Genomic DNA, 25,188 nt, shown 5'->3' with positions numbered 1-25,188 from the left:
ACTGGTGACCGCTTATGACGAAAAACCAGCAGTATGAAGCTAAGCAAAAAGCCAAGGGACTGACCAAAGTCACCCTGTGGGTGCCAGCCACTGCCGCCATTGAATTTAAAAGCATGGCGGCGTTCTGCTGTGGTCACCCAAACCACATTCCATTTATGACCCGAAGCACAATTACGGGCAAATTGAAAAAAGGGGTATAGCCATGCCTAAGAAACCAATCAACCCTGACATTGGGGAAGTGACCTGTGTGTTCACAGGTGAAACTGCGCCCGTTCGAAGAGATAAGAACGGCAATCTTTACTATGTCAGCAGCGCCGGGATGATAAAGCCGAACCTGTCAGATGGTCAGGACTGGATGCTGGAGAATTGCCATATCTTCGGAGCAGCTGAACACGCTCCGAAGGTAACGCCAGATGATGACATACCAGATAGCAAAAATGACATACCCGCGCCCCAAGATGACATACCAGAGAATGACAAGCCGCTGGCCGTCAGAATGCCCAAGATACCGGTTAACGTTAGGGCCAAAACGCCTGTTAATGAGCAAACCGACACCGTTAACGAGGATACAGGACAAGGCGCCGTTAACACGCCATCATCTGACAACATCGAGCCTGATAAACCACAGTCTTTTGCTAAGTGGCTTATCGGTTAACAACACATTCTCGCCGTGAGGCGATAAGGCCGAAACATGGAAACCCAGGAACTCGCCGGGGACGATACCCGCAAGACCGAACCCGAACACTTCACCGAATTTGCCAACGTTGAACACATGGCGGCAACACTCGAAGGTGAACCCACCCAACCGGCGCAGGCCGGTTATCAACCGCCCGAACCCGTTCACGTATCGGGAGCAGAAGTCATTGCCCCGATAGTGAGTCTTGCCTGCGGTTTACTGGCTCCCAACTGGAACATTGGCAGCGAGGAACAACAGGCACTCTCTGAAAGCTATGGCGCACTGGTCGACAAGTATTTCCCCGAAGGGGCATCCGCTTTCGGTGTAGAGCTAAATGCCCTGTTAATCACAGCCGCCATTATCACGCCAAGACTGGGAACCCCACGCAAGCCAGAGCCCCAAGATGCGAAAACCAATGCCGCCAAAGAGGAGCAAGCCAATGCCAAAGAAACGAGTTGATGTCAGTCGTAAGGCTGACTTAAGGCTGGTATGTGGTGGCACCGGCTCCGGTAAATCCTCCTATGTTAAACAAGAGATTAAACGACTCAAACCGTCACGCCTGCTTATCTGGGACCCAGTAGATGAGTATGGGGAAGTAGCCAATATACGGATCACAAGTCCCAAGGAACTGGCAGACCTGCTTAAACGCTATCCCCACGGCGCGTTAAAAGTTCGCTTTGTAGCAGAAGGACGCGAAATGTTCGAATTCTGGGCTGCATGTGCCTTTGCATGGTGTAACGCCTGTTTGGTAGCAGAGGAGCTTGCCGATGTAACCACCGCTGGTAAAGCGCCACCTCATTGGGGAATGGTAATCCGAAGGGGAAGGGCAAGGGGACTCGCCCCAATCTTTGCGTTAACTCAGAGGCCGAGCGAGTCAGATAAAACAACTATTGGCAATGCAACTCTCATCAGGTGCGGACGGATGAGTAGAGCCGATGACCGCAAGTATATGGCTAAGGAGCTGGATATAGAAATTACAAAATTGAAAGCTCTGCAACCCTTAGAGTATATCCAGCTTGACACCTATAGTTTAAATGTAATTGCGGGTAAACTATGATTTAACTACGTTTCTTTTTGGTGCAAGTAGTTAAGCAACGGGTAAACTTTTGAACCTGAGTAGTCTTCCCCATAAGTCAACTGATACCTAACAGCATACGTGAATGAAAATATAGCGGATCTAGTTAGACTTAATAGTATTTTAAGTCCGGAGATAAACTCCTGCTCATCTATGATTTTAATGTCTTCTGCGAAATAGTCATATATCCCATAGCTATCTATGTCTGACTCTCCTTCTCTAATTACTAAAAAGTTATGTTCCAGAGCATTCCTTACAGCTTTTAGCGAGTCCCACTCACCTTGTTTTCTATCATTTAAATCACTGGATATGCTATATAAGGCAACAAGTCCGGGATTTTTGAATTCATTGAAAAATTCTCTTCGGTTATCTAGGTCCAGATTCCAAACATTTAAAAAATCAACCTTTACAGCTCTTTTTTTCTTGCCTGTTGTGATTTTTGGTATTTCAAAGAAATTTGAAATTGCCACTGCTATTTTATCTAGAATTCCGAAACAAAGCCTATAAATCGTACGTAATTTTTCAGCCTCCAAACCAAGATATTCGTTGTTACCTAACTCAAGTAAAAATAACTCTTCAGCAAGTTTAGGTTTATCCTGAAGCGTTACGCACTCAAAATATAGATTCCTAGCAAAAGAAAATTCTGATTTTATCCTGTTTACAACAAATTCCATTGGAATAACCCTGTCTCCGTATAGCCCGATAGTGGCGCATACCGTTAGGTCATCCTTTGAGCTTCCAGCGCATTGACAGTAAAGGGCATGCTCAGACAATGTGAGATTACTAAATATACAAAATTTCCTGTAATCAGATAACTGGGAAAATTCATGCTCTGTCTGATGCTTATCAGCATCTTCACTTGTGCTGTCGGCGTCATCAAATTCTTCCAGTTGATTTAACGTCCAATCCAGACCATTCTCAGCGACGGACTTTAGCCCCTCCCTAATGTTAGGTATATTTAGAGCTCGTTGATAGCCGTCTTTTATGTCGAGAAGCATCCTTTCTGATAAATGATTACTGGCAAAAGACAAATCTTTTATAATTTCAGAACGGGCAATATATGCTTCCGGAATATATTCTGAAAAAATAAGTACCTGATTAACCCACTCTAACGCCTCAGTAAACCTAAACTGAGTTTTTAGCTCTATTGCAAGGTTTACTAAGGTTTGAAGGCGTGGCAACTCTACATCAACCTTGTTTGCACAATACGATTTCCAATGCAGTTTTTTTAAACGTATCCTTGGCTCAATGTTATTGAAATTAGCTTTTCCTGCATTCTCATACCCCAACTTGAGACTAAGCGCATTAGCTTGGCTGTAAAACATAAGCTCTTTTCCGACCACATCAATTATTTTTTCATGGTGTTCACCAGACAATATAGAATCAGCCAAATCAATTGACTCCACATCTCCTGCATCTCCACCACAGTCGATCAAATAACAAGCAATATAATAGAGATCTAGATAACACAAAGGGTCTTTGACACTTGTGTTAACAGTACTTTGCAAAAGATCCTTTAAAGTCGAAATTGCTAATTTATATTCGCATTCACCGATGTAGTTATCAATGACAGTAAACTTTGACATCAATGAATTTATTTGCGAATCCATGTCTTCCATAATAATTACCCATTTTCACAATTGGAACGATTCTAACGGAACCATTAACGGGAATACTAGATATATAGAGTATTTCTATGCAGAATCTAATAACACGCCGTGAGGCGCCACTTTCCCTTGGGGATACTACTATGCTGAAAAAATACCTACCTTTTGTCGCCATTGCTGTGGCGGTCGTCTATGCCTCCAACAAGATCCCGGCTGTTCGCCGTGTAATTGGTTAAAGGGGGCATAAATCATGGCACGTAATTTCGTCAAACTGCCTTCCTGGTCCAACGTTGCCGCAGGCAATACCGCCACGCTGGAACTGCCTTTGGGTCGTACCTATGACAAAATCCATATTCGTTACAGCGGCTTGAGCTTGGCTCAGATGAAACACATTCGCGTGAACATCAATGGCCGCGCTATTGAAGAATTCAAACACGGTCAGAGCCTGCAGGATGAAAACAAATACTACCTGCGCAATGTCGCTGCCAATGTGCTGGATATTCACTTCAAGCGGGATGAAATGAAAACCTTGGGTGAGGCTCGCGCCTTCGGTCTGGGGACTTCGTCTCAGCCATACCCAGACCCGGGTACCGGTGAAATGGTCAATCCGCCAGTGATTGCCAATGTCACGCTGGAAATTGATATTGATGAGGCTGCGGTCAATCCAACACTGGAAGCCTACGCGATTCAATCCAACCCCGCGCCGATAGGGTTTATCACCAAGGTGAAAAACTTCCCGGTTGCTCTGAATCCCGGCATCAATGAGGTGGATAACATTCCACGCCCCAACACTGCACGTATCGGTAGCTTGCACATTTTGACTGAGCAAACGATTGAAAAAATCGAAGTCGAATTGGACAGCGCCAAGATTTACGAACTACCCACTTCGTTGGCTGAAAAGATTCAGGTAGATCACGGTCGTTCGCCACAGGCTAACCGCTACACAGTGGACTTCTGCCTTGAAGGCGACATGTTGCAAGCGCTGCCTATGATTGGCTCTCAGGATTTCCGAGTAAGGCTGTTTGCTGCCGATGATACGCCGGTCAGTTCGAGCGCTACTGTTGTGGTGCATTACTTTGATGGTCTTGCAGGCATCTAAGGGGGCGAAATGATGACGCCACAGATTTTCAATCCACAGGTAGGTGCCAATCCTGTTGCTGCCAGTCCGATGAACTCCAATTGGTTCGGTGGGGTAAAAGACCTACTGAGTCTAAGTTTGGATGGGTTCATGAAGTACGAGCAGATACAGGCTTATAAGGATTCAGGCAAGCAGGGGCATTTGGAGCTGACCAGCACAGTCCAGACACCTAACCCCAACACTGACCAAACCTTTGTTGACCCAAAGAAGATGCAGGAGCAACAACAGAACTTTGCCGAGAAAGCCGGTGATTTTCTGCAAACGGGTGTAGGTGTCGCGGCGGCCATAGTCGCCGGGGTCGGGCTGCTGTATTTCCTGACGCGCAAATAGGGGGGTGATATGAATACTTTGAATTCAGGCTTTCTTGGCAAAGTCGCACCCTTGGTTGTTGCCGGTGCCATTCTGATGTTGCTTGAGCGCAAGCTGCTGACACCCAAAACACAAGGGGGCAGCTGATGTTTGGAATGGATAGTCTCACCGGGGGCGGTGGCTTTAGTGCGTCCAGTTCCGCGACAGCGACAACCGGCCCACAGTCCCAAAGCGGGAATTTTTATGGCGGCGGTATTGATTTCGGTGCCGGCTCCAGTGGAACCGGCGTCAATCAATGGCTGATTATCGGCGTAGCACTGGTGGCAGCATGGGCAATCTTGAAGAAAAAGTAAGGCGCGCATGGGAGCTGCTTGCCGCGGCCTTGGGTGATGACCTCAAATTGATTCAGGAAGAAGTGCTGCGCGGTGAATCTCAACTGATGGAGTGGGGCGGCGGTGAGTTTTACACCGTCACCCGCGCCGAGGTGATGTCACATGGTAATGAGTTGGTGATTGTGGCTGCTGCTGGCAAAAACTCACTAGTTCACCTTGCCGAAATTCATCGTCACGCCAAAGCGCAGGGCTTCGCCTCTACGCGCATTCACACCAAGAAACCCGACGCCATGCTGCGCATGAGTGAATCCAAAGGGCTGGGCTATGCCCAGGCTGAAACCGTATTGAGGGCAGCATTACATGGGTAGTTCAAGCCGGAGTAATTCATCCCAGCAAACCCGAAACAGTAGCGTATCGTTTGGGGTTCAGGGTCCCAACAACGGCATTATCCTGAACGGCAATGGCAACACAGTCACAGACGGGGGCGCATTTAAACTGGTGGGCGATATTGTCGGTCAGCTGCCGATGTTGTTCGCCTCCGGCATGAATGCCGTAACGGACGTTTCCCAGATGGGTGAGCGGCAAACCGAGCAGGCTTTTAACACTGCCACTGATTTGTATGGCGAAGCCAGTAACTCACTGCAAGAAATGGCGCGTTTGGGTGCCGATGTGATGACCGATGCCGGGGATTACATGCACAGCGCCACACAGGAAGCCTTTGACTTTGGCCGTAGTGCGATTGATACCGCAGGTCATGCCGCAGACAGCGCCATTGATGCCAATGTGATTGTCTCGCGTGAAGCGATGGACAACAGCTATGACATGGCCGCGATGGTTGCCACTTCGCTGGAAAATGCCAACGCCAATAACACCGATTTAGCGCACCGGAGCATGGACAACGCCGCCTATATGGTGGACGGCGTGACCAGCTTTGCTGACTCGCTGACAGACAAGGTGCTGGACAGTGCCGAGACTGCCAACAAAGACGCCACTGGGCAGTTAATCCGGGGCTTTGAATCCATGATGGGATTTGCCGAGGATTACAGCCGCAGTGACGGCACCGCTTTAGCCGAATCCAACAACAAAACCTTGCTGTATATGATGGGCGGATTGGCCGTAACCGCCTTGGGTGCAGCCTTTATCATGCGGGGGCAGTAATGGCGATTATCAACCAACAAATCCGCAATGGCGTGTGCACCATCAGCAAGCCCGGTCAGTTTTTCAGTTTGGTCAGTGCCTCCGGCATTGTACGGGTTAAGCTGCGCAAAGCCGGTACCACAGTATTTGATTCAAAGATGTGGGTAGGCATGAATCTGCCGACCGCCATCCCATTTGATGACATTGAAATCTATGGTGACGATGCCCCAATAGAGATTTGGGCGGGTATGGTCGCCATGAATCAATCATTGGTGGCTATGGGTGGCGCGAACGCCATTCGCACCAATGTGGTAAAGCTGCTGGGAAGCGACCCGCTGACAGGCTCAGATGTGACCCGTACCGCTGTACGTTTGCGCACTGACAAAGAGATTTTTGTCGGTGGCGCAGGAGTCGGCGGCGAAGGCTGGCGGCTTGTTCCTGGTCAAGTTGAAGAAGTGCCGGTCAAAGGCGTGCTTTATGGGTATCGCCTCTTGCCTGAACTCAATATGGCGGACACCTCAGTGGTGAGTGAACACACGGACGGCGTGATGTTTGGCGGTGGCTCAGAGCAAATCTATGTGTCGGAAGATAAGACGATTCGCCTGCAGGGTGATTTCAGTGGTCCATTAAGGCGCTCGATTAACGGCGGTGCATGGGAAGATGTATTCAATGCCAACGCATCAGAGTTTCGCGTCATTAAAGGACGTACCCCGGGTGAAGTGTTTGTCACTCGGATAGAACGTGTCTCGGGCTCAAGTTATAACGTGGACTGCTATATCTATCAGAGCAATGACAGCGGCATGACGTTTACCCGCTTGAAGTCATTCAGGCTAAGCGAATACGCCAATATCGGTGATACCAATAATTCCGGTTATGGCATCAATGCGTGGTGCGTGAAAAACGTCATTACCTTTTCGATGAGTGGTTGCACCATTGGCTTTAACGTCAGCTCATTAGAAGTGAAAGTCATCACTGCTGGCAGTATCAACAGAATAAACGACTTCCCGAACGCCTATCCAACCGGCATTCAGGGCGCAGTGTTTCTGGGCGACCTCAACACCGCGTTGGTGGTGATGAAAACGGGCAGCTATAAGCCGGTTTTGCTCATTCGCACCACTGACGCCGGTCAAAGCTGGGAGCACATTACCCAGTCAGGCAAGATGAGTGGCAAGTCACTCAGCGTTGACCAGAGCGGCCGCTTTGTCTGTGTGATGAATGAAAGCGGGTATATGTACCTGTCAGACAATGGCGGCTTGTCCCTTATCAGCGCAGGATTTCAGGCAGATGGAAACAGGCCGCACGTCAGCATTAACCTGTTTAAGAGCCACTTCCTCTACAAATACACAGACACCATATCGCTGGTGCATCTGCTTGATGGAGCCGTACAGCAAACCAGTGTCGAATTGGCCGGGACTGGCGGCGGTGAAGTCGCAGGCTATCTCACAGGTGACGGCACGTTTTACACCTACAGTGCAGGCGGCAACTATAACGCCGTTTATAGCCTGAGCATTACCGGCGACCTTAGTCCGGCGCATGTTGAAGTAATGGAACTGCTTGCATGAATTTGGCTGCCAAATTGGTGACCGGTTCGGTTATCTTGGGAGGGATGATTTTTTGGGCTTTGAAAAAGCCACATCCCAAACCCGGGAAAACCAGTTCACCCAATCCAGCCGATTTTCAATTAACACCGTGGGCGTTTGTCGACTTTGACGGGTACCTGCCCACAGGGGGTAACAGCATGGTTAAACCATACAATCGAAATGACGGAAAGCCGATACCCAAGGGCATCAGAAATAATAACCCTTTGAACATCGAAGCCGGGCAACCATGGCAAGGTGCCAACGGAAGTGATGGACGCTTCGCGACTTTTGAATCAGCTTGGTTTGGTATTCGTGCCGCCGGTCGATTGCTGAAAACCTATCGCGACCGTTACGGACTGAACACTGTCAGCGGTATTGTCAATCGCTGGGCACCACCAAGCGACAACAACCCGACTGACAATTACATTCGTTATGTGGCCGACAAAGCCGGAGTGGATATCAATCAGCCTTTGGCTGACTCAGATTATCCGCACGTAGTCACGGCCATGATTGAATTTGAAAATGGATACAACCCTTATGAAGCCAATGAGATTGCCAACGCAGTGGCCGCAGGCTTGGCCTGATTACTTAGTGCTGGCCGGTGTCATTTGGGCTGGCTGGCAGGCAGTAAAGCTGTATCGCAAGGGTGATGAACTCGCCGCCCAAGCAACCAAACCGCTCGGGCAATTGTGGTCAGATATCAGTGCCTGGTCAGGCGGATGGCGTCCGGTGCAATTAACCTCACTGCGCATTCTGTCGCACATGCTGGATGACGATTACCGGCTGACGCCAGAGGCTAGGGCGGTGATAACCAAAATCCCAGAGTACCAAACAGACATTCGTCGCATGTTTACCACTAACTATGTGATGAAGCCTGAGTTTCGTTATCTCATCGTGCAGAGCAATTAAGGGGAAGGGCACTTGGAAATGTTAACTGTGATGGATTGGCTCGCCGGTGCGTTTGGTACCGGCATCTTTGGGCTATTGGTTCAGCTGAACAGAACGGCAGTTCGTCAGCGTCTCGAACTCCGGGAAATGTACCACGCACTGGATAAGCGGATCATGGTGCTGGAAACGAAAGAGGGGCGTTAGATGTTCGACAACATCCCCACCAATTTCACGGCCAATGTCAGAACGCCAGATCCAATAGTGGTGAAGATTGAGCCCAGCTCGACACTGATAGCGATTATGGCAGGGGTGGTGGTAGTGGCTGCAGCTTGGGTGAAAAAAAGAACTTGATCAGATTGACTGGTACTGACCCACGACTATAATCCAACTCTTTGTCTTATAAGTATAAACTATGAAAAAGACATGTATAGGGGTTGGGCTTGTCTCTTTGATGCTAATCTCTCAGCTTGGAGCCGCTATATTGATGCTAGCTACCTTTCTAAAGCCTTCTGACCTTATCGCAGCTGTAAGCTCAGTTATTACACTTCTTGGTCTAGGGTTTGCCCTTTACCAATACAAAAAGAACAGCGACTATCAAGTAGACCAGGATTATGTGAAAGAAGTTCATCATTACATCGACTCAATACAAAAAAACCTTGGTGACGGTACTGTATTAGAAAGGCAGATTGATCCACATATGCTTTCGTGGAAACTCTACAAATTACGTATGAGCCTGGACAGTTTGGATCATACTTTCGATAAAATCCAATGTGAAACTCAAATTCAAAGTGTAAAAAGTAGGGTGTACGTATGTTTAACTCACGTTGTTCTTGAGTATCTTTCGAGAATATTTGTTTCAAGCTTAGTCCACGAGTCCCAGAAGCAAGAGATAGCATCAAAAGTTGACAGATATACTCAACAGTTACCTGAAGATCTAGGCTACCAGCCTGATGCTTTCACGACGACAAAACACATCTACAGCAAAATAGATGAAATGAACATCTCTTACATTTTCGATTACTTTAAATTGGACCAGAATGGTCAAGTAATCATCGAAAGCATCGAGTGCCTACTGGCTACTTTATACAAGTACACACCTTATACTTATGACGCGATCTGCCAAACGACACCACTCATCATGGCCATTTATGAAGACCTTCAACAGCAGCAAAATCCATAAGTGTTAATGCCGATAATGCTATTTATCGGCAATTGACCTGAGAGGGCTATTTCTTGTTCATTGAAGTAGCCTTTTTCTTTTGTTTTTCAGCCAAGGATGAATTGAACTCCGCCCCAAGTGCCAGCAAAGGGGATTGCTTAAGCTTCTGCAGTGAACGCACCAGTTCGTCTATCTCCTCATTGATTGCGCCACGCTCATCATCATTTCGGAACGCCTTCAGCTGGTCTGTCAGTATCCGAACATCCCGGCGATTGTATGAAAGCTCATTCCGATCCCACCATACGTCGAGTATCTCTGAGCCTGAAAAACTGAAGTCTTTATATGGTGTGTAGAGACGACCGTCACGGCCAAATCGAAAGCCGTCCCAATCATCTGTTTTAGGGATTGCGCGTTCTGCGAGTTCACAGAATCGGTCAACCCATTTTGGGCAGCCATTTGACCACCAGTATCTGACAGTGCGTTCAGAGACACCGAAGTGATTTGCGGCTTTAAGCGCGTCAATCCGTCCATTGGAGTTTAGGAAATGCATCAGGAAGAAGCTGCGAGTGGTGAAGTTCATAAGATTTAATTCCTGTCCTTTAGAATTTTTCGTCATAAAAATCACCTTTGGATAGTTAGCAGTGCATTAAACTTCGTATGTCGCTGCTAATGCGGTTATTGTCAGTTATGGCCACTAAACAAAGGACATTGACCAGAATCCCTGAAAACCCGACTTTCCCCAAATTTGCAATTATTGCCAACTGCGCACAATGTATATTATGTTAAATGAGATATTTGGGTATAGTACATCAAATGTGTTCATCATCTCCAGGTAAAAACCATCCCCTTCGTCAACCTAATCTCGTCCAAGACGTTCTTCAATTCTTATCTGGTGCAATGGCTATCTACAAATGCTGATATTGAAGACTGCACCGCACTCGTTGCTTCAGTCTTACTTTTTTCTTTGAGTATACTCAGCACCAGATCCACATCCCTGTTTTTGACGAAATCATTGGCTGCGTTGATAACACTGCATCTGACGGTGTAATCATCATCCTCCAGATAGCTTAGAGCTATTGCCAGGTACTCTTGTTCACCCAGTAGATAAAGACAATAGCAACAACTGACGGACTTATTTGCATTGCCATGTCCATAGACCCGTTTGACAGGTTCCATCAGTGTCTGCCTGTTTAGCAAGCCTGCGGCACACCGAACCAACGAGTGGTCATCTTTAAGCAACCGCTTTAGCTGAATATCAGATACAGGAATTTTAAGATTGCCAATTGCTTCCACGGCAGAAACTCTAACCAATTCGTCACTATCATTGACGGACTCTACAATGGCATTGGTGACTTCACTGCAGTGCGAATAGTCATAGGATGCTTCTATGGCTTCAATACGTGTTTCATAGTCAGCGCTACAGAACATCCCCAGTAGTCGATTTACCTCAGCCATCGGAACTCCACATACTTAGCCTTGTTCACATCATGTTGTTTAATATCACTACACTAGACAACTGCAGGATTGAAACCATAGCCTCAATCTTCACCAGGACATGAATATCTGTCCGTTATCATTAGTCTGGCAATAAAATGGTGCTACCATGCAACTCATTGTGGTTACTTTGCTCTGTTATGTTATGTCCGCCACTAAACTATGTGTTACTGCCGAGTTGAGCTGATGCTGGCGCCAGATTAACATATCGAAAACCATCATCTTTCCGGACGGGCTAATACGTCGGCAGTCACCATTGCTGTGTTTAACTTTGCCGGTAGAATCGGTACAGGTTTGCACTTCGGCCTCGCTCTGCCAGCACATATATATGGATATTGACTAATCTAAATACTCTTCATGCAGTTTTTGAAGTAATTTTTCTCCCTGTGCAATATCTGCTTCGCTTAATCCAGATTTTATTGACGCCAGGTTATTGTTCCATTCTCGCTTATGTATCCCAAGGACGCGCTCTAGTGCCAAACGCATCCAGGCATATGCCTCAACTTTTTTCTGCTCGACGCCTACCCCCTTGTAGTACATGATTGCCAGCTCCATTTGTGCCGTGCTTTCTCCCTGCTCAGAAGCCTGTTGCAGCCAGTCCAGTGCTTGCGCATAATCTTGAGCAACCGGTCCCGTCCCTTCCAAATACATCTGCCCTAAAAAACGTTGCGCTGAAGGCTCCCCCTGCTGAGCTGCCAAAGTAAACCAGTGATAAGCTTGTTGGTAATCTTTTGGTACATTCCGTCCCCAAAAATAGGAAATACCAATATCCTCCTGAGCTCTTGAATCGCCAGCTTGAGCGGCTTTTAGCAACCAGTAAGCTTCCATTTTCTCCGATAGTCTAACACCATCACCAAAGCTGTATTTGTCAGCAATAGAGAGCATCGCTTGAGTATCCCCGCTCATTGCTGCACTGAGGCAATAATCAAAGGCAACTTGGTTCTCAAACTCACAGAGCTTCGCCTTTGCGCCGATATCACCCTTATCTGCTAACTGTTCCAGCCAATACTGAAGAGGTTCTTCAGAGCCCCAACCAGGGATTCTTTCATAGAGTGACACCATCGCCATAAGCCCTTCAGACTCACCATTTAGCGCTGCTTGGTAATGTTCCGCCAGGGGTGAATCAACGTCTTTTGCTAAATCAACATTCGCCTCACTAGCGTTAGCTATGCCACTGGCTGATAAAATCACCATCAACACCAAAGAGATAGGTTGAGTTTTAATCTTCATTGAATTAGTACCTATCATCATTACTTTCAGGGATTTGATAACGCTCTAAAATCGGAGCTAATTGTTCTAATGCAGAACCAAACTCGGCCATTGACAATTTGTATTCAGCATCATTAACGATAAGTTTTTCTCGCGCAACTTGTCCCCAGATCCAGGCATTAGGATAATCTTCTATTCCAACTGAGAATTCTACATAGCGTCGCTGTGCTTCATGGTGACGTTGTTTCGCTGCCAATGATAGCCAACGGTTTGCCAATTGTTGTAGGTTTGGAGATGGGCGATAAATGCGGTCGCCATACGCGGCAAGTGGCACCATAGTAATCTGTGCCATTGCATAACCATAGGCCGCAGCTTGTTCAACCAATTGATAGCGGCGCTTTGCTGTTTCGCTGTCGCGGCTAAGATTCGAAGCTAACTCAAGTCCAATAGCAGGTTCGGTTAGAACGGCTTTTTCTTGCCATTTAAGACGCTCTTTAGCTGGTGCTTTGCGTGCGAGCAATAGAGCGGCTAACGGATGACCTGCTTCATCCGCTTTTATCGCCCACTCTTTGCCTCTAGCCCGCTTATCTTTATCATATTCCTCAAAGTACAACCCTGCTAATTGGTACATTGCTTCGACATGCCCCTGACGTGCCGCACGCTTAAACCAAAGAACAGCAGAGTCGTTTGTTTTGCCGTTTTGATGCATCGCCATCTGAAATTGCGCTTCAGCGTCCCCTTGCCGCGCTGCCTGATAAATGGGCTTGAAATCAACAATAGGTTTTGCAGTTAAAGCTTCCGGTGTTGCTTTTGATTCAAGTGGCTCTGATGGAGGCATTTGTTGATAATGACTGACTAAAAAGCCCAGACAGAAAGCAATCAACACTCCCCCAACTAGCATACTGTACTTCATATTTTTCCTCGCAAGGCTTATATCGATTAGATCAAGTAAAAGTAGGCACCGTATTCTTCAATTCATAGTTCTAAGGGCTAAGATTGCCAAGAGCACCGTGCCTTCTGTTTCTGTTGTAATCAACTTCAATGTATTGGATTTGCATGATTTCACGGTTCATGACCAGCTCATATTGTATCGCTGCAACCTTTAATAAGTAGAAGAAGCTTTCGACACAGGCATTGTCCCAACAGTTCCCCTTTCGGCTCATGCTTTACGCCGCCGAAACAGGCCAAAAGTAACGAGGGCCAGGTCACGAATGCCAGTACGTTCATGGCTTTGTTATGTGATTTTATTCTTTGCATTCGATGTCATCCTCATCGAGGAAGTCAGCTTCATTTTGAATCACTCTTTCTGTGTATTCTTTGAAGCTCGGATAAACAACCTCTTCCTCTAGCCTATCTGGTATCGATGCCCAGGCAGCATCAATGATTCGATTTGTTCCGGTTTTCTCGTCTGGATTTACATCGAGTAGAATTACTCCACCGTCATGGTGTTCATATAGAACGACATAGTTAATAGGCAGTTGAGCGTGCTCTCTAGCCAACTTTGTATCTTCGATTGCTTCCTCGATATTACAAATACCCGTTCCGTGCCAGTAGCCGTAGGTCTTTAGTAGCCATCTAATATCTTTTGGCAGAGTTACAGCCAGCTCTATTTCTACTTGGTTTAAAGAAGCATCTGTTTCCAGGTGTCTTCCCCGAAACCATTTTTCGTTTTCCTTTACAAAATCTCGAAACTCGCTCATAGCTCACTTCACATAATGCCTGTATTTGCAGTTGGTATGGAGCGGAAAATCAGTCCGACAGCATGCGCTTGTTAGAGCTGCCAGCCCGCGCAAATACGCTGGACTAGCAAAGTCAGTCCGCCATTAAACTCTTGAATCACTTTTTATCTACCAAAACAAAAGTGCCGAATACATTTTTGACCTTGGTAGCCATTGGGTCAGTATCATCGCCCCACATGGGGAGACTCATAACCAATCGCCCATTCTTAGCATAATGAGCTAAGTTGGGGCTGGCTTTTATCATTTGTAGTTTCTCAGTTGCTGCAGCTTCTGTAGTACAAAATTCAACCACAACAGGCAGCGGATAGCCCGAAATTTCGTAGCCCGCAACCGAAAGTACTTCAGAATGGCGAAAGCCGTGCCGAATCGGATACGGCCGCACTTGGATTCCATTTCGATTGAAGTGCTCTGCGAGCGCAGTCGCATCGGAAGCTAGCGGGTCTATCGGCCGTAGAAATGATCTGTATATCCACTCACCTCCAAACGCCAGCAGTAAAGCTATAGCAATTAAAACAGTAAACCTCATACCCTTATCCTATTCCCAAATAATAGCGAGCTCTTAAACACCCAATTGACACTAGCTTCTGCGAATATCTGTACTTTGAATTGCTATGCCTAGACATGCACTGCCTCTCGAAGCAACTTTTCATTGGTACAATCTGGCCTGGTTTGATATTTTCCTGTGCCTGCTAATTCCTGTGCAACCGCTAACCTAACTTCATACATATTTCTTCGCCCATGAAGATAGGGGGTGGCTCAATTCTTTCCACTGTTGACCACATAGTGCAGTCATACTTATCAATTAATACTTTGTATAGGTCTTCGAACTGCTAAGGAATCAAACGCTGGGGATAACCCCAGCTAAATAGAAAACCACTTGCCAACCTTTACAGTAACTCTGATTCGTTTTCCAATAATAGCATGATGAAAAAACACTCTGTTAAGTGAAGTGTAGCAGTCACTTGTTAGGTATCGATTTTACAATATATGTTAAGAGCAATATGAGTGACGTAAAAAACAATAAATACCCTCCAATATGTATATCGACAGACACCGTACAGATATCGCCTCCAATAATTGCTAGTGGCTCGACGATAAAAGCTAAAGAGCAAGAACGCCCCCAATGCTAGCGATAAAACAAATCTTGCGAGCAGTGCCAAGTAACAAAGTGCAACCACTAATACAAAACAAAAAATGTAATAAATGTTTGTGCCCACCCCAAAAAAAGAGCTTCATAGCCTATCACTGGTTGGCTGCCATCACTGGTAGTAAATGCGATGCAACTAAGTGAAAGCGAATAGAACGACAATGCAACTAGCAATAATGTCCTCACTATCGTTGTGTTTAGTTTGTCGTCCATACCCTGAGATACCTAACGTCTGAATAACGGGCATTTACTCGGGCCCACTGATTGAAACACCTAAATCAAAGCGCTTCTATATAATTCTTGACGTGACTCACGCATTACTGCCCACGCGCGTCCTTGTTTGCTCCTGAGATTTACTTAGCCTGTTTGGTGGCTCCATTAGTTAATACCAAGCCAATGGTATTCATATGTAAATGGTAGTCATCAGGATGAATATCAAAACCAGAACCATTGTTCTTATTTAATGTCTGTAATCCTTGTACCCTCTCAACAACTTTATTGTCATCCAAGTGAGTCGAAGTGACTTGTACGCTAATGGCAGGCAGATAACCTTTACGTTCGTCAAATATGAAATTTGGAATTTGGTAGGAGGTGTCTTCAGTGTTGTCCCAATAAGCTTTGTGTCCATCGAACTTTGCACTGGTTTTAAAAACGTTGATAGTTAGAAGAGTGTCGGCATTAGTATGTTCGATTATCGAATCTTTGACTTTTAATTTGAACTCCCTGTACTGGCCATCGTCTCGCTCTCCGGTAATAGCGTCGTAAAACCCGCTGTAATTCGACTTCACGCCTTCAATTATCGACAATATCTCGCGATTCTTCACGGCAGTATAACCGTTAGCCTCCAGAACTTTGTAGACATGTGACTCTAGCTCTGAGCCAAAGTCTGCCATTAAGTTTAAATCTTTAGAAATTGTAAAGTTAAATACAGCGACCACCTTGGAATTCCCAAGTAACGGCTCATTAGTGTTAGTTGATTTAACTTCTGGTTCTGGAGTTAACCTACATGCTTGCATAAAAATAATACAGACCAAAACCAACAAGTATTTAAGACTATTTTTCATTGAGAATACCCTTAAATGCTTCATTGATAGAAAAACTCATAATGTTTTCATCTGTAAACAAGTCATTTATAGGAACGCTAACAAATTCATTTTCACCGTTTAGCTTTGAGGTCAGCTGAATACCACCTGCACCAGTATATAAGTGGGAAGCACTCATATCTTCAATAAAAACAATTAGTGAAAGTGCCGACGTTGTACCTGTAGTCGTCATCACAAGTGAACTAAGAAAATTTGTTACATCACTATTATTCAATTCATAGGGTTCAGTCTGACCGTCCCACTCAGCTCTGTAACCACCAAAATTAGCCTTCCTTTGCCTTATTTCATAGTACAATACACTTTCGATTCCGTGGTTAGATTTGAGTCTTGCTAATGTCTCTAACTCAATTTGAGTGCGCTTTGCTTGATCAACTTCTCCAGTAAATGTGTCAATGTAACCACCAAATTCATCAACCACTTCTTTTCTTGTAGTTAGATAAATATTTGAGTCATGTACTTTAATACCTTTTGAATTCAACAGCTTGGTGACGTTTTCTTTATAATATTCAGCAACTTCCGGTCTATTCACCAACTGATCAGGAATGACGATTTCCGTTAGTACTACGTTGCCGTATCTGTTCTGGTATTCAGCAGGGGTCACGCTTGCCTGATTGGTGCTTTTACAGGAAACCAAAGCAAATAGTGAGAGAATAAATATTAGCTTTTTCATATTCTAACCTGTTGTTATATCGCCCGTTTACGTCCATCTCTCAGCCATGCTTTTACTGATCACCTTTAATCAACATGTACCAAGGCTTGGACTATTTGTTAACAGTTTTAACATGGTTGTTATTGGACGCATATAGCCAAAACGTCGGATCAGAACAAGAACTCTATCGGCCCTTGTACGTTATTTGATATAGCTGACCGCAAAATCTACATTTGAGAACCTTAAGGCACTTTCCCTGGTTCTCTGTGCATCAGACTCGCCGGAACTTGTCGAAATGTGGGGATACTTGTCGCTTGAAGACGCTTTCCATAGGACAAGCAGTAACTAGTTAATTCTGCATTTGCTAAATATTCATGCCCGGACACATTTATGATGCCCGGTTGTAAATATTCAAAACTATGCTCGGCTTTAATCCTCAGATAAGGCGTGAATCTGTTGTTCAAATTCATCTGTGCCGCTGAACAGTGACTTGGTATAAAGCCAGTGTTTGTGATTTTCACCAAAATTCACCAGGCCTGTACGGTCTGACTTATCGGCAAAACTGATGGCATTCTGGTTAAAAGTCGCCAGGGGTTCCGACCAGTTAACAACGGGTTGGCTTTTGCGGTTGTCGTCCACAATACAGTAAACCCTTTGGTCAGTCGCGACCAAATAGCTTCGCTGTTTTGATGTTTTAAAGAAGTTCATCAACCTGGCGTTGGAGACCGGCTCTTGCTGGTAGTTTTTAGAGGTACGCACCGCGTCGGTAATCTGCTCAGAGGTCCTGAAACCCACATCAGCATCAAAGAATTTAGAATAGAACTTCATCATTTCTCTTCCTCCATGTTCTGCTCAGGTTCATCTTGGGTCTCTTCGAGGGCTTTCTCTCTCATGTATCTGGTGAATATCAGTGGCCACGCGAATCCGACGGTGACGGCTGCAGTAACACTGACTTCGAAGATTTTCGCCATCTGTCCAGCCCAGCCTATGATCAATGCGCCCAGTGACCAGGCCACAAGAAACACCAGGGTGGATTTGCCATGTTTCAGTTCGAGAAGTGATCTGCCACGCAGGAAATAAAAGGTAAGGTCAAGAATCACGGCTGCCGCTCCGACTATGGAGCAAGCTACAGCAAAAACCAGTACCGGGTTTTGATTGTTCTCTTTATCAACAATGGTCATCTCGAAGAAAATTAACTCTAATCCAGCAAGAAGGTTTTCCATAGTTTGCCTGTCCAGTTGGTTGGAGAGATTCGGGCTGTTACTGCCAGCCTCCCAAAACATTCGATGTAACGGGGTTAAGTTTTAATATGACGTGTTAAAGCTGACTGCAAAAGAGTCCGGGGGTATGTAAAACCCCCTTCCCCATGGGCTATTTATGTCACTCAGCTGAGTTAAAATCGGTATGCATTCATTCTTTCATCAAACTGCAGTCCCACAGTGTTTTCACCACGTTCACCATTCAGCACTGAGGTAAAGAAGTTCCTGACCACTGTATTGGTGTCCTCATAGAAGACACCATGAGTTCTGCCCACATTGGGGCCGTCAGTGAAGTCGAAATAACGAGCATTGGGTGAGTTGAGATTTCTGGCGGTACGGCCCAGTCTGTCTTTTTGGAAGTTGGCATCAGACCACTTGAGCACCCAGTCGTTTTCATTGATGGTGACGTAAACCCGCTTGCCCGCCTGGATTTGGTCAACCCACTGGGCATGATTTTCGTTGTCTACATCGGCCTGGCACAGCACGATATTATCAAAGACGCGGGTTTCATCTTCGTAGAGCGAGTTCTCAATATAATTTTTAAACAAGTAGTTACCCAGGCTGTAGGTGAGCATTGAGAACTTAACATTGCAGCGTCTGAGCTCATCTTTAATAAAGGGTGACTTGAGGTAGCTGCCCAGTTTCTCCAATGTCGCGTCCAGTGCGCCGACAGACACCATAGCGTTACGTTTTGCCTGACGGTACTCCTTGGTTTTAAAACCGCCCGGGTTTGAGGGCCAGGAGAATGCGATCACTTCGACGCCATGTTCCTGCTGCATCGCCAGTGCTTTTTCCAGATTCTTTTCAAAGCTCTGATTAAAACCATGAACGAAAAAGACGCAGTTTTTGTTCTCAGTTATCAGGGCGTCGCGAAATGCGTGGAACTCTCGTTTGGAAGGGATATTGTTGGCAGTAATTTTGGACGGCTCTTTTACCAGGGTGACTTGCCACTTGCCTGACACCTTATGTGCATGAGCCAATCTGACTTCATTCGGGCCTTTGCTGTTTACTTCATCTCCAAATGCTTCGTGGTCTCCAACACCGTTCACAAAGTTGGATCTGTTAATGTTTCGGTTCGTGACGATTAACATGAGATTCTCCCTGTACTGTTAGCACTCTGAATTGATTGCCATCAACTCAGATTCTTAATCCTTTACTGCTGTGCATCGTATTGTCTATCACACTTTGCCGCTGTATATAAAGCGACTTTCCATCACCATAAACCGGGCTAAAACTTTAGGGATTGTCGGCCTGCCTCAAACAGTTATTTTGATATGGTCCTTGCAAATCCAGTCATTGATTGGCTTTTGGTCTTCAGGCGCGCAAATCAAGAGGTATAAAAAGTGAGCTCTTTTACTTATTAAGGCGTAGAAGCAATAAACCGACTCACATTGAGGATTTTGGTATGCAGCAGCTTCACTTTGTACTGAAAGATCTTGAGCACGCCGAAGCAATTCAGCGTGATCTACTGGATAACGGTGTTGCCGAAAGGCAGCTTAAGTTCTTCTCAAGAGATAAGAACGCGTTGAGCCACCTTGAGGTCAATGCCGCAGATTTCTGGGATGAAAGGGATATGCCACACCTGATGATGCGTGGCGGCATGATCGCCCTGGGATTGTCAGTGCTGGCAATTCTGGCATTTAACCAGGTATTCCCGGGGATAAGTTTGATGCCCTTTATCCTGATGATGGTGTTTTTAACCATGTTTGGGATCTGGCTCGGGGGTCTGATTGGATTAAACAATGAAAATTATAAGCTGGCCGGCCATCACAAGGACCTGTTGGACGGCGAAGCAGTGTTGGTGATTAATGCCCGCCAGGAACAGCAAAAAGTTATCGAAAAAACCATGATGGTCTATAACTTAGATATAGACCACACGGATCGCACCGACTCCACCATCAATCCTTTGTCCGGCTGGAAACTGGTGCGTCACCCCGACGACTAGGAGGTTGTATGGCGCAAATCATCAAGCCTGATGAAAACAGCAAGGAAGAAGCAGTTCACCATGAGCCCTATGCGCGAACCATTCCCAGCAACAAGTTGGATGCATTCGCGCCACTGCACTGGTTAGCACTCGCCCTGAATGACTTTAGAAAGGCGCCTGTGTTGAGTCTGTCATATGGCGCCCTGTTCACCCTGATGGCATTTGGCATTTTCGGCGCAGTGTATCTGCATGGCAGCCATCTGGTGATATTGCCCACACTGGTGATATTCGTGCTGGCCGGGCCATTTCTGGCTACAGGCTTGTACGATATCAGTTGGGAGCTGGAAAAGGGACACTCACCCAGCCTTGGCCATGCCCTGCACGCTATGGGACGCAACAGTGTATCCAGTTGGGGCTTTGCGGTACTACTGGCGGTGATTATGATCTTCTGGACACGCGTTGCCGCCCTGCTCCATGCCCTGTACCCGGCGACTCAGGGCGCACATCTTGAGGAGTATCTGCCATTTCTGGCACTGGGCAGTCTGTTCGGTACTGTGTTTGCCATGGCAGTGTTTGGTATTTCTGCGTTCTCCCTGCCCTTGGTCATTGAGCGTAAGGTGGACATGATGACGGCGATCTTCTCTTCGGTGCATGCGGTGCACTCAAATCCTGTCCCCATGATCCTGTGGGCCGGCATTATTCTGATGGGTGTTCTGGTTGGCTTTGCCACTGCAGGTATCGGCCTGATGATCACCATGCCTGTTATCGCCTACGCGACCTGGCATGGATACATTGCCACCATACATACCAAGCATAAGCGACATTATGAGTAATCATCAGAGGCGAATTTCCTAATCAAACCAACGGTGCTATTCTTGGCACCGTTTTTTATTGCCCTTTGGATAACATGTCTAATTTCTCTGTCAGCAAAGACCCCAGATTCTGGCTGTTTACCGGCCTTGGAATCTTGTGCCTGTTCCATTTTATCTCTTCTCCTGTGGCACTTATTCTGGGTTTCACCCTGGCGTCTTTGGGGCTGATTCCGGCCAACATTGATTTGGGGAGCCTCACCAAAAAGCTGTTGTCCTGGTCGATTGTGGGCCTGGGGTTTGGTATTCATCTGGATCAGGCTATTGAGGTGAGCAAACAGAGTCTGCCCCTTGTGGTCGGGTCTATTGTGTTCACTTTGCTGCTGGCGGTCGTCCTGACCCGCATGATGAAGCTGGATCTGAAAACCGGTTATTTGATTGGCGCCGGAACTTCGATTTGTGGTGGCAGTGCCATCGCTGCGGTATCGCCGGCGATTAATGCCAAAAGCGACCAAATGGCGGTCGCTCTGGCATGTGTATTCGTGCTGAACTCTATCGCCCTGTTTATTTTCCCGGTACTTGGCCATTCACTGGACTTAAGTCAGCATGACTTTGGATTGTGGAGCGCCATCGCCATTCACGACACATCATCCGTGGTGGGAGCAGCGTCAAGTTATGGCGATGAGGCGCTGTTGGTGGCGACCACCACTAAATTGGCTCGCGCACTCTGGATTGTGCCTGTGGCGCTGATCTCCGCACTGGCGTTTGGTGGTAATAAGAAGTCCCTTTCCGTTCCGGCATTCATCATCTACTACTGTGTTGCCATAGGTATCGCTTACCTGCTTCCCCAGTTTGAGAACGTATATGAAGTGTTGTTTGCTGTATCGAAGCGGACTCTGGTGGTGTGCCTGTTTCTGATTGGTGCGGGGATTACCATTAAAAAGATGCGTGCGGCGGGTCATAAGCCTATGCTGCTGGCCATCACCCTCTGGCTGGCGATAGGTACGTCATCACTGGCTTATATCAAACTTCTGGGGTGACCTCAGACTCAGCTTTCTGACTGCAAGACCCGCTTGTCTCTTCAGCCCGGCCATCTGATTGCCTTGCTTTCCATACCAGTGAAAGCAAGGCGATAAAGGCGCAAAGCTCAATCAAGGCTCTTACTACACCTTCAGCCAACACTGAGCCCGCCAGTGCGATGATGGCAATAATCACTATTCCGACTTTAGTGCCTTTAGATAGGCCCATCTCTTGCTCCTGCAGCCCCTTTATTAGCAGGCATTATTGGCAAGTCCCTGAGTCAGGTAAAATATTGCTTTTATCTAAGTCATAACAGATTGGATTCAGTCCAGCAGCTGCATTGAGTCCAATACGCCCTGACCACTGTGAACTCCGCCTTCTCCCTCATGGGCTGGCTTACTGCGAATAAGGTAACCGGCGTAACCATCAAGATCGGTCGCAGGATTACCATTAAACATCACGCTGAACAGGCCGATTTCACTGACCAGTTCGTCCACCAGGTGAGCCTTTGAATCCCTTATCACCAGCGCCCTTCGTGTTTCCGGCGTCAGTTTTTGCATGACAGCCCAGGCCGCATGATCGGCTTGAGGCAAGGTGTGAAGCTTACCGATAATGTCACTGCCAAAAATACAGTGACCACCGCCCTCACCCTGATTTTTCAGCACCCAGTTATTGATGTCCTCATTCTCAATAAAGTGCTTGATGGATGCCGGTGAAACCTGTCGCATCTCTGCCAACACACTCTTTATCTGAGTTGCTTCCTCAACAGTGAGACCAAAGCTGGCGTACTCTTCCGGCGTCATATTGGTCAGGATCAGCTGCATCGCCTTACTGGTCGCCAGTTGTTGGCCTATGGTGGCATTGACAGCGACGGCGTGTTTCTCGATAAACAGACGGGTCTGACACAGGGTGTGACAGCAGATGGCGTCACGCCGGGACAGTGAAAAATAGTCTGAGTACTGATACCCGGCCCGCAGATAAACCAGATCAATCGCGCCTTCGCCCTCAAGCATTAATCTGTGGTTGTCGCCTGTGTAGAGCTGATCTGCCAACTGATCGAACGTCCGCCTGATGGTTCTTACACCAGCACTCTGGATTTCCTGAGCCAGCAAGTGCTGATCGTAGACATTGTCTTCATTATCCTGCACTACCATCAGAAAGGTCGGCTTACCTTCGCCGCCATGGATTCGATTAACCTCAATGGCAGCGTTGGCCATCGCCCTGGCCAGCAGATGCATCCCCCGGTTTTCAACCAGCTGATGTTTGTTCAGATCAGGAACCAGTCCGGGCCATTGTTGCTGAACAAAACGGTGGAGCTCTGCCACCCGTTGACCAAATGGCGCCATGCCAGCTGCAATGCCATTAAATTCAATCACCTTTGGACCGAAAACCTGATCCTGCATAAAGTCAGTACGCATCACCAATAAGGGTATGCGGCGAACCTCTCCTGGATTGGCGTGGAGCTGTTGATGCATTTCCAGCAAGCGTCCAAAAAATGGGTCTGCGCTTGCGGCCGGACCAAGGGAGTGCTGCAGGAAATGATGGTTTTCCGACACCCTGTCTATCACTCTTGAGATAAGGGGGATCACTCTGGTGAGTCGTTCCAGCTCCTCCTGACTAATGGGCAGAGGACTCAAACTGAAAGGCGCATGGCGGGCTGTACCGTCACTTTTTCTGAAAGCCTGGCCATGCATAATCGCCCATTCGGTGAGTTGCTGAACGGCATCCGTGTCCAGTGATGAAGGAAAAGGTGTGTGCATTATCGAATTCCGTAAATTATTGCAGTCAATCGTCTTGATCTAATGACGCGACACTATCCAAAAAGACGCACTTATTGTTATACATTGAGTTTTTTTGATGGAATTTCAAGCGTTATGCAGGATATTAACGCCGTGAACGTATTGTTTTACGCCGTTCCAAATAAAAAAAGGCCGCACTGGTGCGGCCTTTAGCATTGGTTAGAGACTATTCGTAATCTGAAGCGTAAGTCTCTTCATAGGTGTGAGAGTAAAGCTCAAACAGGTTGCCAAAAGGATCTTCCAGATACACCATCTTGGCAGGTTTAGAATCATCTTCCGGATGGTAACGCATGATATCCATCCGAACCTTGCCACCGAACTGCTCCACCTTTTCTATCACACTGTGGAAGTCGTCAGTTTGCAGGCAGAAGTGGAAAATGCCCAGACGGGTGAAGTCCACTACATGGCGCTGCTGACGCTCTTTCATTTCAAACAGTTCAACCCCTATGCCGTCTGAGGTGACCAGGTGAGCGATATTAAATCCTTTAAAGCCTTCGCCGAACACAGCGATACACATTCTGCCGATAGCGGTTTCCCTCTCTTCAATCACCTTGGTGTTGCCCATTACAACTTTCAGGCCAAGGGCATTGGTGTAAAACTCAACAGCCTTGTCCATATCGCCAACCATAATACCTACGTGATTCATTTTCATAGTATTTCTCCCGCATCATCAAATGCGAATCAGGTGTTAAGTTAAGATGGGAGAATTATAGAAACCGACATCAATCAATTGAAATTATCAATTCTTATTGATGACATAACATAGATTTATCGTAAGCGCTTGTACGATGTCTGCAGTGCGAGCATTCAGGATTGACCAAGGCAGGTGGAAGCCAGATAGGAAGAACTGAGCTGCATTACATCAGTAAAAACGCCGGAAAGTTGGGTACTGGCGTATCAAGGAATATGGCGAAGGCTTCTGGAATCAATCTGATGATATGAGTTGTAAGGCACAACCCCTTACTGAATCGGCAAACTCCAGATAGCAAAAAGGCCTGCTGTTTCCAGCAGGCCTTCTCTAAATATGGCGGAGAGATAGGGATTTGAACCCTAGAAGGGCTATTAACCCTTGCCGGTTTTCAAGACCGGTGCATTCGACCACTCTGCCATCTCTCCGAACGAGGCGAATATTAGC

Annotated in this window: 33 protein-coding genes, 1 tRNA gene and 1 pseudogene; 18 read left to right on the top strand and 17 right to left on the bottom strand. The window is 46.7% G+C overall.

Annotated elements, in window-relative coordinates:
- Window positions 1-14: 14 nt before the first annotated feature.
- The 4 genes from ACFOE0_RS15820 to ACFOE0_RS15805 are packed head-to-tail and all read left to right on the top strand — an operon-like array spanning window position 15 to window position 1,733.
- Window positions 15-200 (top strand): hypothetical protein, encoded by a 186-nt coding sequence (locus tag ACFOE0_RS15820; RefSeq protein ID WP_248936153.1) that lies wholly within the window; start codon window positions 15-17, stop codon window positions 198-200.
- Window positions 201-202: 2 nt separating this feature from the next.
- A complete protein-coding gene (locus ACFOE0_RS15815; protein ID WP_248936152.1) occupies window positions 203-655 on the top strand; it encodes a hypothetical protein in 453 nt (150 codons plus the stop codon).
- A gap of 36 nt (window positions 656-691) precedes the next feature.
- Window positions 692-1,135, top strand: coding sequence for a hypothetical protein (locus ACFOE0_RS15810; protein ID WP_248936151.1), 444 nt, complete (start codon window positions 692-694; stop codon window positions 1,133-1,135).
- Window positions 1,116-1,733, top strand: coding sequence for a hypothetical protein (locus tag ACFOE0_RS15805; protein WP_248936150.1), 618 nt, complete (start codon window positions 1,116-1,118; stop codon window positions 1,731-1,733). The genes ACFOE0_RS15810 and ACFOE0_RS15805 overlap by 20 nt, the downstream gene beginning before the upstream one ends.
- Window positions 1,734-1,738: 5 nt before the next feature.
- Here the strand turns inward: ACFOE0_RS15805 and ACFOE0_RS15800 are convergent, their stop codons facing one another.
- A complete protein-coding gene (locus ACFOE0_RS15800; RefSeq protein WP_248936149.1) occupies window positions 1,739-3,370 on the bottom strand; it encodes an LA2681 family HEPN domain-containing protein in 1,632 nt (543 codons plus the stop codon).
- Between the two features lie 238 nt (window positions 3,371-3,608).
- Between ACFOE0_RS15800 and ACFOE0_RS15795 the strand changes: the two genes are divergently transcribed.
- The 11 genes from ACFOE0_RS15795 (at window position 3,609) to ACFOE0_RS15745 (ending at window position 9,922) form a co-directional block, all read left to right on the top strand.
- A complete protein-coding gene (locus ACFOE0_RS15795) occupies window positions 3,609-4,457 on the top strand; it encodes a major capsid protein P2 (RefSeq protein WP_248936148.1) in 849 nt (282 codons plus the stop codon).
- 9 nt (window positions 4,458-4,466) lie between these two features.
- Window positions 4,467-4,826, top strand: a complete 360-nt coding sequence (locus tag ACFOE0_RS15790; protein WP_248936147.1) for a hypothetical protein — start codon at window positions 4,467-4,469, stop codon at window positions 4,824-4,826.
- A gap of 125 nt (window positions 4,827-4,951) precedes the next feature.
- Window positions 4,952-5,158, top strand: coding sequence for a hypothetical protein (locus ACFOE0_RS15785; RefSeq protein ID WP_248936146.1), 207 nt, complete (start codon window positions 4,952-4,954; stop codon window positions 5,156-5,158).
- Window positions 5,134-5,505, top strand: a complete 372-nt coding sequence (locus ACFOE0_RS15780) for a hypothetical protein (protein WP_248936145.1) — start codon at window positions 5,134-5,136, stop codon at window positions 5,503-5,505. Before ACFOE0_RS15785 ends, ACFOE0_RS15780 begins: the two co-directional genes overlap by 25 nt.
- The gene (locus ACFOE0_RS15775; protein WP_248936144.1) at window positions 5,498-6,295 is read left to right on the top strand and encodes a hypothetical protein; all 798 of its coding nucleotides are present in this window, start codon (window positions 5,498-5,500) and stop codon (window positions 6,293-6,295) included. Before ACFOE0_RS15780 ends, ACFOE0_RS15775 begins: the two co-directional genes overlap by 8 nt.
- Entirely contained in the window at window positions 6,295-7,836 is a 1,542-nt protein-coding gene (locus ACFOE0_RS15770) for a hypothetical protein (protein ID WP_248936143.1), read from the top strand. The genes ACFOE0_RS15775 and ACFOE0_RS15770 overlap by 1 nt, the downstream gene beginning before the upstream one ends.
- On the top strand, window positions 7,833-8,438 hold the full coding sequence (locus tag ACFOE0_RS15765) for a hypothetical protein (RefSeq protein WP_248936142.1): 606 nt from the start codon (window positions 7,833-7,835) through the stop codon (window positions 8,436-8,438). Before ACFOE0_RS15770 ends, ACFOE0_RS15765 begins: the two co-directional genes overlap by 4 nt.
- Window positions 8,392-8,763, top strand: a complete 372-nt coding sequence (locus ACFOE0_RS15760) for a hypothetical protein (protein ID WP_248936141.1) — start codon at window positions 8,392-8,394, stop codon at window positions 8,761-8,763. Before ACFOE0_RS15765 ends, ACFOE0_RS15760 begins: the two co-directional genes overlap by 47 nt.
- A gap of 12 nt (window positions 8,764-8,775) precedes the next feature.
- Window positions 8,776-8,946, top strand: coding sequence for a hypothetical protein (locus tag ACFOE0_RS15755; RefSeq protein WP_248936140.1), 171 nt, complete (start codon window positions 8,776-8,778; stop codon window positions 8,944-8,946).
- Window positions 8,947-9,093, top strand: a complete 147-nt coding sequence (locus tag ACFOE0_RS15750; RefSeq protein ID WP_248936139.1) for a hypothetical protein — start codon at window positions 8,947-8,949, stop codon at window positions 9,091-9,093.
- Between the two features lie 61 nt (window positions 9,094-9,154).
- Window positions 9,155-9,922 carry a hypothetical protein gene (locus ACFOE0_RS15745; RefSeq protein WP_248936138.1) on the top strand — a complete coding sequence of 256 codons (768 nt, stop codon included), beginning with the start codon at window positions 9,155-9,157 and terminating at the stop codon, window positions 9,920-9,922.
- Between the two features lie 46 nt (window positions 9,923-9,968).
- Here the strand turns inward: ACFOE0_RS15745 and ACFOE0_RS15740 are convergent, their stop codons facing one another.
- From ACFOE0_RS15740 to ACFOE0_RS15685, 12 genes and pseudogenes are all read right to left on the bottom strand, one after another.
- The gene (locus tag ACFOE0_RS15740; protein ID WP_248936137.1) at window positions 9,969-10,481 is read right to left on the bottom strand and encodes a hypothetical protein; all 513 of its coding nucleotides are present in this window, start codon (window positions 10,479-10,481) and stop codon (window positions 9,969-9,971) included.
- Between the two features lie 305 nt (window positions 10,482-10,786).
- Window positions 10,787-11,356 carry a HEAT repeat domain-containing protein gene (locus ACFOE0_RS15735; protein ID WP_248936136.1) on the bottom strand — a complete coding sequence of 190 codons (570 nt, stop codon included), beginning with the start codon at window positions 11,354-11,356 and terminating at the stop codon, window positions 10,787-10,789.
- A 378-nt stretch (window positions 11,357-11,734) separates the two neighbouring features.
- Window positions 11,735-12,625 carry a tetratricopeptide repeat protein gene (locus ACFOE0_RS15730; protein ID WP_248936135.1) on the bottom strand — a complete coding sequence of 297 codons (891 nt, stop codon included), beginning with the start codon at window positions 12,623-12,625 and terminating at the stop codon, window positions 11,735-11,737.
- A gap of 4 nt (window positions 12,626-12,629) precedes the next feature.
- A complete protein-coding gene (locus ACFOE0_RS15725; RefSeq protein ID WP_248936134.1) occupies window positions 12,630-13,517 on the bottom strand; it encodes a tetratricopeptide repeat protein in 888 nt (295 codons plus the stop codon).
- A 70-nt stretch (window positions 13,518-13,587) separates the two neighbouring features.
- Window positions 13,588-13,770: pseudogene (locus tag ACFOE0_RS15720) on the bottom strand (integrase core domain-containing protein); the annotation flags it as partial.
- Between the two features lie 78 nt (window positions 13,771-13,848).
- On the bottom strand, window positions 13,849-14,304 hold the full coding sequence (locus ACFOE0_RS15715) for an SMI1/KNR4 family protein (protein ID WP_248936133.1): 456 nt from the start codon (window positions 14,302-14,304) through the stop codon (window positions 13,849-13,851).
- 136 nt (window positions 14,305-14,440) lie between these two features.
- Window positions 14,441-14,869 carry a hypothetical protein gene (locus ACFOE0_RS15710; RefSeq protein ID WP_248936132.1) on the bottom strand — a complete coding sequence of 143 codons (429 nt, stop codon included), beginning with the start codon at window positions 14,867-14,869 and terminating at the stop codon, window positions 14,441-14,443.
- Window positions 14,870-15,843: 974 nt separating this feature from the next.
- A complete protein-coding gene (locus tag ACFOE0_RS15705; protein ID WP_248936131.1) occupies window positions 15,844-16,554 on the bottom strand; it encodes a hypothetical protein in 711 nt (236 codons plus the stop codon).
- The gene (locus ACFOE0_RS15700; RefSeq protein ID WP_248936130.1) at window positions 16,544-17,263 is read right to left on the bottom strand and encodes a hypothetical protein; all 720 of its coding nucleotides are present in this window, start codon (window positions 17,261-17,263) and stop codon (window positions 16,544-16,546) included. Before ACFOE0_RS15700 ends, ACFOE0_RS15705 begins: the two co-directional genes overlap by 11 nt.
- A 408-nt stretch (window positions 17,264-17,671) precedes the next feature.
- Window positions 17,672-18,073, bottom strand: a complete 402-nt coding sequence (locus ACFOE0_RS15695; RefSeq protein ID WP_248936129.1) for a hypothetical protein — start codon at window positions 18,071-18,073, stop codon at window positions 17,672-17,674.
- A complete protein-coding gene (locus ACFOE0_RS15690; protein ID WP_248936128.1) occupies window positions 18,070-18,465 on the bottom strand; it encodes a hypothetical protein in 396 nt (131 codons plus the stop codon). The genes ACFOE0_RS15695 and ACFOE0_RS15690 overlap by 4 nt, the downstream gene beginning before the upstream one ends.
- Before the next feature lie 170 nt (window positions 18,466-18,635).
- The gene (locus tag ACFOE0_RS15685) at window positions 18,636-19,592 is read right to left on the bottom strand and encodes an alpha/beta hydrolase (protein ID WP_248936127.1); all 957 of its coding nucleotides are present in this window, start codon (window positions 19,590-19,592) and stop codon (window positions 18,636-18,638) included.
- Window positions 19,593-19,906: 314 nt separating this feature from the next.
- Between ACFOE0_RS15685 and ACFOE0_RS15680 the strand changes: the two genes are divergently transcribed.
- The 3 genes from ACFOE0_RS15680 to ACFOE0_RS15670 all read left to right on the top strand — a co-directional run bounded on the left by ACFOE0_RS15680 (window position 19,907) and on the right by ACFOE0_RS15670 (window position 22,274).
- Window positions 19,907-20,446: a hypothetical protein gene (locus ACFOE0_RS15680; protein WP_248936126.1), complete on the top strand. Its 540-nt coding sequence runs from the start codon at window positions 19,907-19,909 to the stop codon at window positions 20,444-20,446.
- Window positions 20,447-20,454: 8 nt separating this feature from the next.
- On the top strand, window positions 20,455-21,258 hold the full coding sequence (locus tag ACFOE0_RS15675) for a DUF2189 domain-containing protein (protein WP_248936125.1): 804 nt from the start codon (window positions 20,455-20,457) through the stop codon (window positions 21,256-21,258).
- Between the two features lie 65 nt (window positions 21,259-21,323).
- Window positions 21,324-22,274, top strand: coding sequence for a YeiH family protein (locus ACFOE0_RS15670; protein WP_380712313.1), 951 nt, complete (start codon window positions 21,324-21,326; stop codon window positions 22,272-22,274).
- Here the strand turns inward: ACFOE0_RS15670 and ACFOE0_RS15665 are convergent.
- The 4 genes from ACFOE0_RS15665 to ACFOE0_RS15650 form a co-directional block, all read right to left on the bottom strand.
- Window positions 22,258-22,482: a hypothetical protein gene (locus tag ACFOE0_RS15665; RefSeq protein ID WP_248936123.1), complete on the bottom strand. Its 225-nt coding sequence runs from the start codon at window positions 22,480-22,482 to the stop codon at window positions 22,258-22,260. The genes ACFOE0_RS15670 and ACFOE0_RS15665 overlap by 17 nt on opposite strands.
- Before the next feature lie 95 nt (window positions 22,483-22,577).
- Window positions 22,578-24,014 (bottom strand): glutathione synthetase, encoded by a 1,437-nt coding sequence (locus ACFOE0_RS15660; RefSeq protein ID WP_248936121.1) that lies wholly within the window; start codon window positions 24,012-24,014, stop codon window positions 22,578-22,580.
- 205 nt (window positions 24,015-24,219) lie between these two features.
- Window positions 24,220-24,705: a VOC family protein gene (locus ACFOE0_RS15655; protein ID WP_248936115.1), complete on the bottom strand. Its 486-nt coding sequence runs from the start codon at window positions 24,703-24,705 to the stop codon at window positions 24,220-24,222.
- Window positions 24,706-25,078: 373 nt separating this feature from the next.
- A tRNA-Ser gene (locus ACFOE0_RS15650) sits at window positions 25,079-25,169 on the bottom strand.
- Window positions 25,170-25,188 lie beyond the last annotated feature (19 nt).

The sequence above is a fragment of the Shewanella submarina genome, from assembly GCF_042646185.1.
GTDB classification, from domain to species: Bacteria; Pseudomonadota; Gammaproteobacteria; order Enterobacterales; family Shewanellaceae; genus Shewanella; species Shewanella corallii.
This window is presented reverse-complemented; position numbering and strand designations above follow the sequence as displayed.

What these genes read in the sequence shown, in the direction of transcription:
- ACFOE0_RS15820 (WP_248936153.1), top strand. Translation starts at nt 15, where the DNA reads ATGACGAAAAACCAGCAGTATGAAGCTAAGCAAAAAGCCAAGGGACTG.
- ACFOE0_RS15815 (WP_248936152.1), top strand. Translation starts at nt 203, where the DNA reads ATGCCTAAGAAACCAATCAACCCTGACATTGGGGAAGTGACCTGTGTG.
- ACFOE0_RS15810 (WP_248936151.1), top strand. Translation starts at nt 692, where the DNA reads ATGGAAACCCAGGAACTCGCCGGGGACGATACCCGCAAGACCGAACCC.
- ACFOE0_RS15805 (WP_248936150.1), top strand. Translation starts at nt 1,116, where the DNA reads ATGCCAAAGAAACGAGTTGATGTCAGTCGTAAGGCTGACTTAAGGCTG.
- ACFOE0_RS15800 (WP_248936149.1), bottom strand. Translation starts at nt 3,370, where the DNA reads ATGGAAGACATGGATTCGCAAATAAATTCATTGATGTCAAAGTTTACT.
- ACFOE0_RS15795 (WP_248936148.1), top strand. Translation starts at nt 3,609, where the DNA reads ATGGCACGTAATTTCGTCAAACTGCCTTCCTGGTCCAACGTTGCCGCA.
- ACFOE0_RS15790 (WP_248936147.1), top strand. Translation starts at nt 4,467, where the DNA reads ATGATGACGCCACAGATTTTCAATCCACAGGTAGGTGCCAATCCTGTT.
- ACFOE0_RS15785 (WP_248936146.1), top strand. Translation starts at nt 4,952, where the DNA reads ATGTTTGGAATGGATAGTCTCACCGGGGGCGGTGGCTTTAGTGCGTCC.
- ACFOE0_RS15780 (WP_248936145.1), top strand. Translation starts at nt 5,134, where the DNA reads ATGGGCAATCTTGAAGAAAAAGTAAGGCGCGCATGGGAGCTGCTTGCC.
- ACFOE0_RS15775 (WP_248936144.1), top strand. Translation starts at nt 5,498, where the DNA reads ATGGGTAGTTCAAGCCGGAGTAATTCATCCCAGCAAACCCGAAACAGT.
- ACFOE0_RS15770 (WP_248936143.1), top strand. Translation starts at nt 6,295, where the DNA reads ATGGCGATTATCAACCAACAAATCCGCAATGGCGTGTGCACCATCAGC.
- ACFOE0_RS15765 (WP_248936142.1), top strand. Translation starts at nt 7,833, where the DNA reads ATGAATTTGGCTGCCAAATTGGTGACCGGTTCGGTTATCTTGGGAGGG.
- ACFOE0_RS15760 (WP_248936141.1), top strand. Translation starts at nt 8,392, where the DNA reads ATGAAGCCAATGAGATTGCCAACGCAGTGGCCGCAGGCTTGGCCTGAT.
- ACFOE0_RS15750 (WP_248936139.1), top strand. Translation starts at nt 8,947, where the DNA reads ATGTTCGACAACATCCCCACCAATTTCACGGCCAATGTCAGAACGCCA.
- ACFOE0_RS15745 (WP_248936138.1), top strand. Translation starts at nt 9,155, where the DNA reads ATGAAAAAGACATGTATAGGGGTTGGGCTTGTCTCTTTGATGCTAATC.
- ACFOE0_RS15740 (WP_248936137.1), bottom strand. Translation starts at nt 10,481, where the DNA reads ATGAACTTCACCACTCGCAGCTTCTTCCTGATGCATTTCCTAAACTCC.
- ACFOE0_RS15735 (WP_248936136.1), bottom strand. Translation starts at nt 11,356, where the DNA reads ATGGCTGAGGTAAATCGACTACTGGGGATGTTCTGTAGCGCTGACTAT.
- ACFOE0_RS15730 (WP_248936135.1), bottom strand. Translation starts at nt 12,625, where the DNA reads ATGAAGATTAAAACTCAACCTATCTCTTTGGTGTTGATGGTGATTTTA.
- ACFOE0_RS15725 (WP_248936134.1), bottom strand. Translation starts at nt 13,517, where the DNA reads ATGAAGTACAGTATGCTAGTTGGGGGAGTGTTGATTGCTTTCTGTCTG.
- ACFOE0_RS15715 (WP_248936133.1), bottom strand. Translation starts at nt 14,304, where the DNA reads ATGAGCGAGTTTCGAGATTTTGTAAAGGAAAACGAAAAATGGTTTCGG.
- ACFOE0_RS15710 (WP_248936132.1), bottom strand. Translation starts at nt 14,869, where the DNA reads ATGAGGTTTACTGTTTTAATTGCTATAGCTTTACTGCTGGCGTTTGGA.
- ACFOE0_RS15705 (WP_248936131.1), bottom strand. Translation starts at nt 16,554, where the DNA reads ATGAAAAATAGTCTTAAATACTTGTTGGTTTTGGTCTGTATTATTTTT.
- ACFOE0_RS15700 (WP_248936130.1), bottom strand. Translation starts at nt 17,263, where the DNA reads ATGAAAAAGCTAATATTTATTCTCTCACTATTTGCTTTGGTTTCCTGT.
- ACFOE0_RS15695 (WP_248936129.1), bottom strand. Translation starts at nt 18,073, where the DNA reads ATGATGAAGTTCTATTCTAAATTCTTTGATGCTGATGTGGGTTTCAGG.
- ACFOE0_RS15690 (WP_248936128.1), bottom strand. Translation starts at nt 18,465, where the DNA reads ATGGAAAACCTTCTTGCTGGATTAGAGTTAATTTTCTTCGAGATGACC.
- ACFOE0_RS15685 (WP_248936127.1), bottom strand. Translation starts at nt 19,592, where the DNA reads ATGTTAATCGTCACGAACCGAAACATTAACAGATCCAACTTTGTGAAC.
- ACFOE0_RS15680 (WP_248936126.1), top strand. Translation starts at nt 19,907, where the DNA reads ATGCAGCAGCTTCACTTTGTACTGAAAGATCTTGAGCACGCCGAAGCA.
- ACFOE0_RS15675 (WP_248936125.1), top strand. Translation starts at nt 20,455, where the DNA reads ATGGCGCAAATCATCAAGCCTGATGAAAACAGCAAGGAAGAAGCAGTT.
- ACFOE0_RS15665 (WP_248936123.1), bottom strand. Translation starts at nt 22,482, where the DNA reads ATGGGCCTATCTAAAGGCACTAAAGTCGGAATAGTGATTATTGCCATC.
- ACFOE0_RS15660 (WP_248936121.1), bottom strand. Translation starts at nt 24,014, where the DNA reads ATGCACACACCTTTTCCTTCATCACTGGACACGGATGCCGTTCAGCAA.
- ACFOE0_RS15655 (WP_248936115.1), bottom strand. Translation starts at nt 24,705, where the DNA reads ATGAAAATGAATCACGTAGGTATTATGGTTGGCGATATGGACAAGGCT.